The 12111-nt window shown below is 64.2% G+C and carries 8 protein-coding genes and 2 tRNA genes; 8 read left to right on the top strand and 2 right to left on the bottom strand.

All coding sequences use genetic code 11. From position 1 onward, the window contains the following. Positions 1 to 84 precede the first annotated feature (84 nt). The 7 genes from tig to CFB41_RS10125 all read left to right on the top strand — a co-directional run bounded on the left by tig (position 85) and on the right by CFB41_RS10125 (position 8850). A complete protein-coding gene (gene tig, locus CFB41_RS10155; RefSeq protein ID WP_089440301.1) occupies positions 85 to 1431 on the top strand; it encodes a trigger factor in 1347 nt (448 codons plus the stop codon). Between the two features lie 140 nt (positions 1432 to 1571). After that, the gene (gene clpP, locus CFB41_RS10150) at positions 1572 to 2225 is read left to right on the top strand and encodes an ATP-dependent Clp endopeptidase proteolytic subunit ClpP (RefSeq protein ID WP_010092137.1); all 654 of its coding nucleotides are present in this window, start codon (positions 1572 to 1574) and stop codon (positions 2223 to 2225) included. A gap of 163 nt (positions 2226 to 2388) precedes the next feature. Next, the gene (clpX, locus tag CFB41_RS10145) at positions 2389 to 3660 is read left to right on the top strand and encodes an ATP-dependent Clp protease ATP-binding subunit ClpX (protein WP_006489345.1); all 1272 of its coding nucleotides are present in this window, start codon (positions 2389 to 2391) and stop codon (positions 3658 to 3660) included. Positions 3661 to 3857: 197 nt separating this feature from the next. Then, the gene (gene lon / locus CFB41_RS10140; protein WP_011352361.1) at positions 3858 to 6281 is read left to right on the top strand and encodes an endopeptidase La; all 2424 of its coding nucleotides are present in this window, start codon (positions 3858 to 3860) and stop codon (positions 6279 to 6281) included. Positions 6282 to 6485: 204 nt separating this feature from the next. Next, positions 6486 to 6561: transfer RNA gene (locus tag CFB41_RS10135), tRNA-Val, on the top strand. Between the two features lie 23 nt (positions 6562 to 6584). Beyond that, a tRNA-Asp gene (locus tag CFB41_RS10130) sits at positions 6585 to 6661 on the top strand. Positions 6662 to 6915: 254 nt separating this feature from the next. After that, positions 6916 to 8850, top strand: coding sequence for a SurA N-terminal domain-containing protein (locus tag CFB41_RS10125; RefSeq protein ID WP_089456379.1), 1935 nt, complete (start codon positions 6916 to 6918; stop codon positions 8848 to 8850). A 70-nt stretch (positions 8851 to 8920) separates the two neighbouring features. On the opposite strand, the gene CFB41_RS10120 is transcribed toward CFB41_RS10125, so the two are convergent. Next, a complete protein-coding gene (locus CFB41_RS10120) occupies positions 8921 to 9595 on the bottom strand; it encodes an arylesterase (RefSeq protein ID WP_089456378.1) in 675 nt (224 codons plus the stop codon). Between CFB41_RS10120 and CFB41_RS10115 the strand changes: the two genes are divergently transcribed. Beyond that, entirely contained in the window at positions 9594 to 10307 is a 714-nt protein-coding gene (locus CFB41_RS10115; protein ID WP_089456377.1) for an ABC transporter ATP-binding protein, read from the top strand. The two genes, CFB41_RS10120 and CFB41_RS10115, sit on opposite strands and share 2 nt — an antisense overlap. A 70-nt stretch (positions 10308 to 10377) precedes the next feature. Here CFB41_RS10115 and pgi read toward each other — a convergent pair whose 3' ends face one another. Beyond that, positions 10378 to 12000, bottom strand: coding sequence for a glucose-6-phosphate isomerase (gene pgi / locus CFB41_RS10110; protein WP_089456376.1), 1623 nt, complete (start codon positions 11998 to 12000; stop codon positions 10378 to 10380). Positions 12001 to 12111 lie beyond the last annotated feature (111 nt).

The raw sequence follows: 12111 nt of genomic DNA, 5'->3' as shown, positions 1-12111 counted from the left end.
AGTGGATGTGACACACATCACGCCGCAGGCAGGCACGGCAAGGAAAACCCGATTCGCTCGAATAATTTTAGGACGATTGAAGCCATGGCTAACGTTGTTGAGAACCTCGGCAAGCTTGAACGCCGCGTGACGATTTCCCTGCCGAAAGACACCGTGCAGAAGGAAATCGACGCCCGTATCCAGAAACTCGCAAAGACCGTGCGCATGCCGGGTTTCCGCCCGGGCAAGGTGCCGGTGAAGATGGTCGCGCAACAGTACGCGGGTCAGGTCGAGGCGGAAGTGCTGAGCGACAAGATCGGCCAGGAATTCTTCACGATCAGCCGCGCGGAAAACCTGCGCGTCGCTGGCCAGCCGAGCTTCGAGCCGAAGCAGGAGCAGGCTGAAGGTGCATACGCGTTCGACGCGACGTTCGAGGTCTACCCGGAAGTCAAGATCGGCGATCTGGCGACGGCTGAAGTCGAGCGCTCGACGACGTCGATCGGCGACGCCGAAATCGACCGCACGCTGGACATCCTGCGCAAGCAGCGCGTGCACTACCACGCACGTGGCGAAGCCGGCGAGCACGGCGACGGCGGCGCGGACACCGCAGCGAAGAACGGCGACCGCGTGACGGTCGACTTCGTCGGCAAGATCGACGACGTCGCGTTCCAGGGCGGCACGGCTGAAGATTTCCCGTTCGTGCTCGGCGAAGGCCGCATGCTGCCGGAATTCGAAACCGCGGCGCTGGGCCTGAAGGTCGGCGAATCGCGCACGTTCGACCTGGCGTTCCCGGAGGACTACCACGGCAAGGACGTCGCGGGCAAGACGGCGCAGTTCACGGTCACGATGAAGAAGATCGAGTGGCCGCACCTGCCGGAAATCGACGCTGAATTCGCGAAGTCGCTCGGCATCGAAGACGGCGATCTCACGAAGATGCGCGCCGAGATCAAGGAAAACCTCGAGCGTGAAGCGAAGCGCCGCACGCAGTCGATCGTCAAGAACCAGGTGATGGACGCGCTGCTGAAGATTTCCGAACTCGACGTGCCGAAGGCGCTGATCGAGCAGGATCAGCAACGCCTCGTCGAAATGGCTCGCCAGGATCTGGCGCAGCGCGGCGTGCCGAACGCGAAGGACGCACCGATCCCGGCCGAGATGTTCACGGAGCAGGCAGAACGTCGCGTGAAGCTGGGCCTCGTGCTGGCCGAGCTCGTGAAGGCGAACGGCCTCGAGGCGAAGCCGGAACAGATCCGCGCGGAAGTCGACGAGTTCGCGAAGAGCTACGAAGACCCGAAGGAAGTGGTCCGCTGGTATTATTCGAACCAGCAGCGCCTCGCCGAGATGGAAGCGTTCGTCGTTGAAAGCAACGTCGTCGATTTCGTGCTGGGCAAGGCGAAGGTGACGGACAAGGAAGTGAGCTTCGAAGCACTCGCGAGCGCATCGGCGCAAGCGTAAGTGTTGCTCTAGCGGCGTGCCGGCTGTCGGAGCGACGGCCCGCACGCCGTTTTTACGTCAAGCGCACGGTTGCCATTAATATGGCGATTGAGCGGGCGGCTTCCTTCCGTTCAATTTTCCATTCGAACAAGGTTCATTGAATGATCACTCGCGCTGAATTGCTGGACATGCTTGCTTCGAACGCGCCGCAGGGTTTCGAGGCGCAAGCGCTGGGGCTGGTGCCGATCGTCGTCGAAACGAGCGGCCGCGGCGAGCGTTCGTACGATATCTACTCGCGTCTCCTGAAGGAGCGCCTGGTGTTCATGGTCGGCGAAGTGAACGACCAGACCGCCAACCTCGTGGTTGCGCAGCTGCTGTTCCTCGAGAGCGAGAATCCCGACAAGGACATCAGCCTGTACATCAACAGCCCGGGCGGGTCGGTGTCGGCCGGCATGGCGATCTACGACACGATGCAGTTCATCAAGCCGGACGTGTCGACGCTGTGCATGGGCCTCGCGGCCAGCATGGGTGCGTTCCTGCTCGCGTCGGGTGCGAAGGGCAAGCGTTTCGCGCTGCCGAACTCGCGCGTGATGATTCACCAGCCGCTCGGCGGCGCACGCGGCCAGGCATCCGACATCGAGATCCAGGCACGCGAAATCCTCTACCTGAAGGAGCGGCTGAACCAGTTGCTCGCGCAGCACACGGGCCAGGACGTCGAGCGCATCGCGCGCGACACCGATCGTGATAACTTCATGTCGAGCGAGGACGCGAAGGCGTACGGGCTGATCGATCAGGTGCTGCTGAAGCGTCCGTGAGCTTAAACGGGGTGCCGCCCCGATTCGGGCGGCGCCGTCAAACGTCCCGAGTGCCCTGAGCATCTGCGGCAAGCGCATCCAGCCGGCTCCGGTCGCGCCCTAGGCGCGGCGTCCGGAGCAATCGGCGTATCATGTCATTTACCTGTCCGGAGGCTCTACATTCATGGCGGACAAAAAAGGTTCGAACAGCGAGAAGCTGTTGTATTGCTCGTTTTGCGGAAAGAGCCAGCATGAGGTGAAAAAACTCATCGCGGGCCCGTCGGTGTTCATCTGCGATGAATGCATCGACCTCTGCAACGAAATCATTCGCGACGAGGCGGCTGCCGCCGGCGTCGAGGCCAGCCTGTCCCGGTCGGATCTCCCGAGCCCGCAGGAAATTCGCGACATCCTCGATCAGTACGTGATCGGCCAGGAACGTGCGAAGAAGATCCTCGCGGTGGCCGTGTACAACCACTACAAGCGCCTGAAGCATCTCGACAAGAAGGACGACGTCGAGCTGTCGAAGAGCAACATCCTGCTGATCGGCCCGACGGGCTCCGGCAAGACGCTGCTCGCGCAGACGCTCGCGCGGTTGCTCAACGTGCCGTTCGTGATCGCCGATGCGACGACGCTCACCGAAGCCGGCTACGTCGGCGAGGACGTCGAGAACATCATCCAGAAGCTGTTGCAGAACTGCAACTACGAGGTCGACAAGGCCCAGCGCGGGATCGTCTACATCGATGAAATCGACAAGATCAGCCGCAAGTCGGACAACCCGTCGATCACGCGCGACGTGTCGGGCGAGGGTGTCCAGCAAGCGCTGCTGAAGCTCGTCGAGGGCACGATGGCGTCGGTGCCGCCGCAGGGCGGCCGCAAGCACCCGAACCAGGATTTCATCCAGGTCGACACGACCAACATCCTGTTCATCTGCGGCGGTGCATTCGACGGCCTCGAGAAGGTGATCACCGATCGTACCGAGAAAACCGGTATCGGCTTCGGCGCGACGGTCAAGAGCAAGCAGGAACGCGACGCGGGCGAGGTGCTGCGCGAAACGGAACCGGAAGACCTGATCAAATTCGGTCTGATCCCCGAATTGATCGGCCGCCTGCCGGTGGTCGCGACGCTCGGCAAGCTCGATGAAGCCGCGCTGATGAAGATCCTGGTCGAGCCGAAGAACGCGCTCGTCAAGCAGTATCACAAGCTGTTCGCGATGGAGCGCGTCGAGCTGGAGATCCGGCCGGGCGCACTGCAGGCAGTCGCCCGCAAGGCGATCCGCCGCAAGACCGGCGCGCGCGGTTTGCGTTCGATCATCGAACAGGCATTGCTCGACGTGATGTACGAGCTGCCGACGATGAAAGGGGTCAGCAAGGTCATCATCGACGAGAACGTCATCGATGGCGACGGCAAGCCTTTGCTGATCTACGAGGACACGCCGAAGGTGGCGGGTTCGAACTGACCGGCTTGCCGACGATGTTCTGCGAAAAAGGCCGTTCATGAGACCGTGGGCGGCTTTTTTTCGTTTATCTTGTGGGTAACTCTGACTCGACACGCGGTGGTTACTTTCTTACCGAATATTTCCCGCACTTGAAGGCTTGCAATTCGTTGTGGCGGCCTCAATTACCGAACAATTGATTCCACTCATGGGGAAATGAAATGTCAGGCACCCAACTTCTCCCGCCGGAACGCATCACGCTCCCGCTGCTGCCGCTGCGGGATGTCGTCGTTTTCCCGCACATGGTGATTCCGCTCTTCGTGGGCCGGCCGAAATCGATCAAGGCCCTCGAAGCAGCGATGGAAGGCGGCAAGCACATCATGCTCGTCGCCCAGAAAACCGCGGCCAAGGACGAACCGACCGAAAAGGACATGTACGAGGTCGGTTGTATCGCCAACATCCTGCAGATGCTGAAGCTGCCGGACGGCACCGTGAAGGTGCTCGTCGAGGGCCTGCAGCGCGCGAAGGCGTTGTCGATCGAAGAGCAGGAAACGCAATTCTCCTGCGAAGTGATGCCGCTCGAGCCCGATCACGCCGACAGCGCTGAAACGGAAGCGCTGCGCCGCGCGATCGTGTCGCAGTTCGACCAGTACGTGAAGCTGAACAAGAAGATCCCGCCGGAGATCCTCACGTCGCTGTCGGGCATCGACGAAGCAGGCCGCCTCGCCGACATGATCGCCGAGCGCCTGCCGCTGAAGCTCGACCAGAAGCAGCACATCCTCGAGATGTTCCCGGTCATCGAGCGCCTCGAGCACCTGCTCGCGCAGCTCGAAGCCGAGATCGACATCCTGCAGGTCGAAAAGCGCATCCGCGGGCGCGTGAAGCGCCAGATGGAAAAGAGCCAGCGCGAGTACTACCTGAACGAACAGGTCAAGGCGATCCAGAAGGAACTGGGCGAAGGCGAAGAGGGCGCGGATCTCGAGGAACTCGAGAAGCGCATCAACGCCGCGCGCATGCCGAAGGAAGCGAAGAAGAAGGCCGACGCCGAGCTGAAGAAGCTGAAGCTGATGTCGCCGATGTCGGCGGAAGCCACCGTCGTGCGCAACTACATCGACACGCTGATCGGCCTGCCGTGGCGCAAGAAGAGCAAGGTCAACAACGACCTGTCGAACGCCGAGCAGGTGCTCGACGAGGATCACTTCGGCCTCGAGAAGGTGAAGGAACGTATCCTCGAGTATCTCGCGGTCCAACAGCGCGTCGACAAGGTGAAGGCGCCGATCCTGTGCCTCGTCGGGCCTCCGGGCGTCGGCAAGACCTCGCTCGGCCAGTCGATCGCCCGCGCGACGAACCGCAAGTTCGTCCGGATGGCGCTCGGCGGCGTGCGTGACGAAGCTGAGATCCGTGGCCACCGCCGTACGTACATCGGTTCGATGCCGGGCAAGATCCTGCAGAGCCTCACGAAGGTCGGCGTGCGCAATCCGCTCTTCCTGCTCGACGAAGTCGACAAGATGGGCATGGATTTCCGCGGCGATCCGTCGTCGGCGCTGCTCGAAGTGCTCGATCCGGAACAGAACCACACGTTCGCCGACCACTACATCGAAGTCGACTTCGACCTGTCGGACGTGATGTTCGTCGCGACGTCGAACTCGCTGAACATCCCGCCGCCGCTGCTCGACCGGATGGAAGTGATCCGCCTGTCGGGTTACACGGAAGACGAGAAGGTCAGCATCGCCCAGCGTTACCTGCTGCCGAAGCAGAAGAAGAACAACGGGCTGAAGGAAGGCGAGATCGAGGTCACCGAGCAGGCGATCCGCGACATCATCCGCTACTACACGCGTGAAGCCGGTGTGCGTTCGCTCGAGCGGGAAGTGTCGAAGATCTGCCGCAAGGTCGTGAAGATGCTGCTGCTGAAGAAGGCATCGGGCGCGATCAAGGTCGACGGCGAAAACCTCGATACGTTCCTCGGCGTACGCAAGTACGACTTCGGCCTCGCGGCGAAGGAAAACCAGGTCGGTCAGGTGACGGGCCTCGCGTGGACGGAAGTCGGTGGCGATCTGCTGACGATCGAAGCCGCGGTGATGCCGGGCAAGGGCAACGTGATCCGTACGGGTTCGCTCGGCGACGTGATGAAGGAGTCGGTCGAGGCGGCACGTTCGGTCGTGCGCTCGCGCTCGCGTCGTCTCGGCATCAAGGACGAAGCGTTCGAGAAGCAGGACATCCACATCCACGTGCCGGAAGGCGCGACGCCGAAGGACGGTCCGTCCGCAGGCGGTGCGATGACGACCGCGCTGGTGTCGGTGCTGACGGGTATCCCCGTGCGTGCCGATGTCGCGATGACGGGCGAAATCACGCTGCGTGGTGAAGTCCTGCCGATCGGTGGCCTGAAGGAGAAGCTGCTTGCCGCGCATCGCGGTGGCATCAAGCTCGTGCTGATCCCGGAAGAGAACGTGAAGGATCTCGCCGAGATTCCGGACAACGTGAAGAACGCGATCGAGATCGTGCCGGTCCGCTGGATCGACAAGGTGCTGGAACTCGCGCTCGAGCGTTCGCCGACCCCGCTTCCGCCGGAAGAAGAGGCGAAGGCGGCGGCACCGGTCGCCGATGCGGCGAAGGATGCCGGCTCGACGGAATTCGTCAAGCACTAAGCATCGGGACATCGTCGTTCCTGACGGTTGTTCACGAAACCCGCGGCATGGCCGCGGGTTTTTTTATGCATGGCCGAATCGTGTGCGCGAGCGTTTAAAAAATTCGCGCCGGGGCTTTGCAAAATGATCGGGGATGAATTAAACTTGCGGGCTCGCTGGTTGTTGATGCCGAAACGCAGATCGCAGCCAGAACGAATCGGAAACGGGTGCTTAGCTCAGCTGGTAGAGCGGCGCCCTTACAAGGCGTAGGTCGGGGGTTCGAACCCCTCAGCACCCACCAGTTTCCTGATTCAGCCAGACCAAGGAGCGGTAGTTCAGTCGGTTAGAATACCGGCCTGTCACGCCGGGGGTCGCGGGTTCGAGTCCCGTCCGCTCCGCCAGAAAATGAAGAAGCCCGCCTTGTGCGGGCTTTTTCATTTGCGTTTAGCGGCGCCTGCAAGCGCAGCCGCGGCCTGCAGCATGTGGGCGAATCCCGTCCGCTCCGCCAAACGAACGAAAGTGCCCGCCGCGTGCGGGCACTTTCGTTTTGTGCGCCTGTTTGCCGCGCCGTAGTCGCCCACGCGACGCCTGCTTTTCTCCCGTCCCACTCCGTATGTTGTAATATCGGTCGTTTTGTCCAATTTTCCCGTCACGCATGCTCGATTTCTTCCGTAATCACCAGCGCCTGATGATGGCGCTCCTGCTCCTGATCGTGTTGCCGGGGCTGGGTTTCGTCGGGATCCAAGGCTTCCGCGGCTTCTTCGACGACAGCGCGAACGTCGCGGCAGTCAACGGGCACAAGATCACGCGGGTCGAATTCGACGGCGCGTTCCGTCAGCAGATCGACCAGGCGCGTCAGGCGCTCGGCGGGCAGTTCGACATCAAGATGTTCGATACGCCCGAGCATCGCAAGCAGGTGCTCGACGGCCTGATCCAGCAACGCGTGCTGGCCGACGAGACCCAACGTCTGCACCTGACCGCATCCGACAACGCCGTGCGCGACGCGCTGATGAGCGACCCGATGATTGCGTCGCTGAAGAAGCCCGATGGTTCGATCGACGTCGAGCGCTATGCGCAACTGCTGTCGTTCCAGGGGATGACGCCCGAGCAGTATCAGGAGCGCGTGCGCTACAGCCTCGCGCTGCAACAGATTCCGGCCAGCATCGTGTCGAGCGCATTCACGCCGAAGAGCCTCGCGCAACGCCTGTCCGAACTCGCCGCGCAGCAGCGCGAAGTGCAGGCGCTCGTGCTGAAGACGAGCGACTTCGCCGCGAAGGTTCAACCGACCGATGCGCAGCTCGCCGCGTACTATGACGCGCACAAGCAGAGCTTCGCGACGCCGGAGACCGCGACGATCCAGTACCTCGTCTATTCGCCCGCCGCAGCGGCCGCGGGCGCGCAGCCGACCGAGGCGGACATCAAGAAGTTCTATGACGACAACCCGACGCACTTCCGCACCGAAGCACAGGTGCGCGTGAGCCATATCTTCATCGCCGCGCCGGGCAACGCAAGCGCGGCCGACAAGGCTGCGGCGAAGACGAAGGCCGAGCAGCTGCTGGCCGACGTGAAGGCGCATCCGGACCAGTTCGCGCAGATCGCGCAGAAGAGCTCGCAGGACGCACCGTCGGCCGCGAAGGGCGGCGACCTCGGCTTCATCACGCGTGGCTCGACGGCAGGCGGCAAGGCGTTCGACGATGCCGCGTTCGCGCTCAAGCAGGGCGACGTGAGCGGTGTCGTGCAGTCGGATCTGGGCTTCCACATCCTGAAGGCAACGGAAGTGAAGCCGGCCGCCGTCAAGCCGTTCGCCGACGTGAAGGACCAGATCGCAGTCGAGCTCAAGCAGCAGTACGCATCGAAGGCGTTCACGGACAACGCGGAAGGCTTCACGTCTACCGTCTATGAAAAGGCCAAGACGCTGCAGCCGGCCGCGGACAAGTACAAGCTGGCGATCCAGACGGCCACCGTCACGCCGACGCCGAATCCGCAGCTGCCGCCGACGAGCCCGCTGAACAATCCGAAGTTCCTGGCCGCGGTGTTCGCCAACGACTCGGTGAAGAGCCAGAACAACACGCAGGCGATCGACGTCGGCAACAACACGCTGATCTCGGCGCGCGTGACCGACTACAAGCCGGCCGCCGTGCCCGCGCTCGACGCGATCAAGGACGTCGTGCGCCAGAAGGTCGTGGCCGAACAGGCTGCGGAGCTCGCGAAGAAGGACGGCGCGGCGAAGCTCGCCGAACTGCAGAAGTCGAAGTCGACCGACGGGTTCGCGGCCGTGCAGAAGGTGTCGCGCACGCAGTCGCAGGGCCTGACGCCGGCGGCACTCAGCGCCGTGTACAAGGTCGATGCGAAGACGCTGCCGGCGTACGTCGGTGTCGATCTCGGCGCGGACGGCTACGCGATCTACCGCGTGAACGCGGTGATCCCGGGGTCGGCGGTCGATCCGCAGCAACTGGCCGCCGCGCAGCAGCAGATGGCGCAGGTCGACGCGCAGAGCGAAGGCGAAGCGTATCTCGCCGCACTGCGTGACCGCTCGAAGGTGAAGCTGTACGGTTCGACGGCCAGCCAGTCGCAGGACGGCGACAACTGAGCGTCGTTTCGCACGCAACAAAAAGCCCCGCTTCATGCGGGGCTTTTTGTTTTCCGGCGGGGCGGCAGCGTCAGCCGCGCGGTTTGCCGAGCAGCGGCTTCAGCGCAGGCCAGACGTTGTCGAGCAGAATGCCTTGCGCTTGCTGCGCGGGATGCATCTGGTCGGCCTGGAACAACTCCGGCTTGTTCTCGATGCCGGCCAGCAGGAACGGCACGAGCGGCACGCCGAGATCCTTCGACAGCCGCGTATAGACGGCGTGGAACTTCTGCGTATAGTCGGGGCCGTAATTGGGTGGCACATACATACCGACCAGCACGACCTTCGCCCGCGCCTGTCGCGCGCCGGCGATGATGTCGCGCAGGTTCTGCTCGGTCGTCGCGAGCGGCACGCCGCGCAGCGCATCGTTCGACCCGAGCTCGACGACGACGATCGACGGCTTGAGCCGTTGCAGCACCGCGGGCAGCCGCGCGCGGCCGCCGCTCGTGGTGTCGCCGCTGACGCTGGCGTTCGCGACGCTATAATCGATTCGCTCGGTCGCGAGCCGTTGCCGCAGCAATGCCACCCAGCCGGTGTCGCGCGGTAGCCCGTATTCGGCCGACAGGCTGTCGCCGAGTACGACGATCACGGGCTGGCCTGATGTCGCCGCCGGCGGCGTTGCGGCGCGCGCCGGCACGGTGGCGGCGAGCAGGGTGCCCAGCAGCGCGGCGACCGCCGCGCGTCTTTTCCAGCGAAATGTCGTGTCCATGTTCAAGATTACCGATCCGATCATCGAAGTCCATGACGTATGCAAGCGGGTCGCCGATGCAACGGGCGAGCTGACGATCCTCGACGGCATCACGCTTGCCGTGCAGCCGGGCAGCAGCCTCGCGATCGTCGGCGCGTCGGGGTCGGGCAAATCCACGCTGCTCGGCCTGCTTGCCGGGTTGGACAGCGCGACGAGCGGCACGGTTCGCCTGCTCGGTCGCGCGCTCGACCAGCTCGACGAGGATGCGCGCGCGGCGCTGCGCAACGGCGCAGTCGGCTTCGTGTTCCAGTCGTTCCAGTTGATGCCGCACCTGACGGCGCTCGAGAACGTGATGCTGCCGCTCGAGCTGCAGGGCGGCATCAGCGCGCGTGAGGCAGCCGATCGTGCCCGGGCGCTGCTCGTGCAGGTCGGTCTCGGTGAGCGCACCGCGCATTATCCGAAGCTGTTGTCCGGGGGCGAGCAGCAGCGCGTCGCGCTTGCACGCGCATTCGTCACGCGCCCGGCGATTCTCTTCGCCGACGAGCCGACCGGCAGCCTCGATGCGGCCACCGGGCATGCCGTCATCGACCTGATGTTCGAACTGAACCGCACGCACGGTGCCACGCTCGTGCTCGTCACGCACGATGTCGAACTTGCGCGCCGCTGTGCGACGACCGTGACGATCGACGCCGGCCGCATCGTCGAGCCGCACGCGGAGCAGCGCGGCACCTGAATGGAGCGGCCGGCCGCGCAAGCAGGGCTGCGCGGCCGGCATCGGCATGGCGCCGCGATACCTCAGCGCGTCAGCGCTTCAGCGCCGCGCGGGCGCGCTCGATCAGCGCGGTGGTCGACGAGTCATGCTTGGCCGGATCGACCGACTCGGACGTCAGGTCGGCTTCCACCACCTTGCCGAGAATCTTGCCGAGCTCGACGCCCCACTGGTCGAACGGATTGATGTCCCACACCGTTGCCTGCACGAGCACCTTGTGTTCGTACAGCGCGATCAGCGCGCCGAGCGTGCGCGGCGTCAGCGCATCGACGAGCAGCGTCGTCGTCGGGCGGTTGCCCGGGAACGTCAGGTGCGGCGCGAGCGCCTCCTTGCCCGGGCCCGCCACCTTGCGCGCTTCGTCGAGCGTGCGGCCGAGCATCAGCGCCTCGCTCTGCGCAAAGCAGTTCGCCAGCAGCTTGGGATGATGGCTCGCGAGCGGATGCTCGGGCGTCAGCACCGCGATGAAGTCGATCGGCACGATCGTCGGCCCCTGGTGCAGCATCTGGAAGAACGCGTGCTGGCCGTTGGTGCCCGGCTCGCCCCACGTGACGGCGGAGGTCGGGTAGTCGACGAAGGTGCCGTCCAGGCGCGCGGATTTGCCGTTGCTCTCCATTTCGAGCTGCTGCAGGTACGACGGCAGGTAGTGCAGCGCTTCCGAATACGGTGCGACGAGATAGCTCTGCGAACCGAAGAAATTCCGGTACCAGATGCCGATCAGGCCGAGCAGCACGGGCAAGTTGCGCTCGAGCGGCGCTTCGCGGAAATGACGGTCCATGTCGTTCGCGCCGGCCAGCAGCTCGTCGAACTGCTCCGGGCCGATCGCGATCATGATCGACAGGCCGACTGCCGACCACAGCGAATAGCGGCCGCCGACCCAGTCCCACATTTCGAACACGTTGTCCGCGGCGATGCCGAACTTCACGACTTCGGCCGGGTTTGCCGACACGCCGACGAAGTGCTTCGCGAGCGCGTCCTCGGGGCAGCCGCGCGCGACGAACCAGTCGCGCAGCGAGCGTGCGTTCGTCATCGTCTCGAGCGTCGTGAACGTCTTCGACACGATGATCGCGAGCGTTTCTTCCGGGTCGACCTGCTCGAGCACGCGCGCGAGATCGGCGCCGTCGACGTTCGACACGAAGTGCGTGGAGATTTCAGGCGTCGCGACGTGATGCAGCGCATGCACGACCATCTTCGGCCCGAGATCGGAGCCGCCGATGCCGATGTTGATCACGTGGCGGATGCGCTTGCCGGTGTAGCCCGTCCACGTGCCGCTGCGCACGGCGCGCGCGAAGGTCGCCATTTTCGCGCGCTCGGCGCTGATCTGCGCGTGGAACGGCGCTTGCGGATCGGTCGCGCGCAGCGCGGTGTGCAGCGCGGCACGGCCTTCGGTCGGGTTGACGATCTCGCCCGCGAACATCGCGTCGCGGCGTGCTTCGACGCCCGCGTCGCGCGCGAGCTGGACGAGCAGGCGCAGCGTCTCGTCATTGATGCGGTTCTTCGAGAAATCGGCCGCGAGGCCGCCGCCTGCGAGCGTGAAGCGTTCGGCACGCGTCGGCGCGTGGTCGTGTTCCGGCGCGAACCAGTCGCGCAGGCGAGCGTGGCGGATTTGCTCGAAGTGGGATTGAAGGGCAGTCCAGGCGGGGAGCGAATTCAGCGTCATGGCGGTTCGAGTGAAGCGTGAATCGGGAGGAATGCCGCGCCGGCTCATCGGGATCGGAAGGCCGGCGGACGAGAGGGCCCGCCGTGCGGCGGGGCAGTCAGTATAGCGGCC

Origin of the sequence: Burkholderia sp. AU33803, assembly GCF_002223095.1 — a bacterium.
GTDB lineage: Bacteria > Pseudomonadota > Gammaproteobacteria > Burkholderiales > Burkholderiaceae > Burkholderia.
This window is presented reverse-complemented; position numbering and strand designations above follow the sequence as displayed.

Coding starts and splice junctions, on each gene's coding strand:
- tig (WP_089440301.1), top strand. CDS start 85: ATGGCTAACGTTGTTGAGAACCTCGGCAAGCTTGAACGCCGCGTGACG.
- clpP (WP_010092137.1), top strand. CDS start 1,572: ATGATCACTCGCGCTGAATTGCTGGACATGCTTGCTTCGAACGCGCCG.
- clpX (WP_006489345.1), top strand. CDS start 2,389: ATGGCGGACAAAAAAGGTTCGAACAGCGAGAAGCTGTTGTATTGCTCG.
- lon (WP_011352361.1), top strand. CDS start 3,858: ATGTCAGGCACCCAACTTCTCCCGCCGGAACGCATCACGCTCCCGCTG.
- CFB41_RS10125 (WP_089456379.1), top strand. CDS start 6,916: ATGCTCGATTTCTTCCGTAATCACCAGCGCCTGATGATGGCGCTCCTG.
- CFB41_RS10115 (WP_089456377.1), top strand. CDS start 9,594: ATGTTCAAGATTACCGATCCGATCATCGAAGTCCATGACGTATGCAAG.
- CFB41_RS10120 (WP_089456378.1), bottom strand. CDS start 9,595: ATGGACACGACATTTCGCTGGAAAAGACGCGCGGCGGTCGCCGCGCTG.
- pgi (WP_089456376.1), bottom strand. CDS start 12,000: ATGACGCTGAATTCGCTCCCCGCCTGGACTGCCCTTCAATCCCACTTC.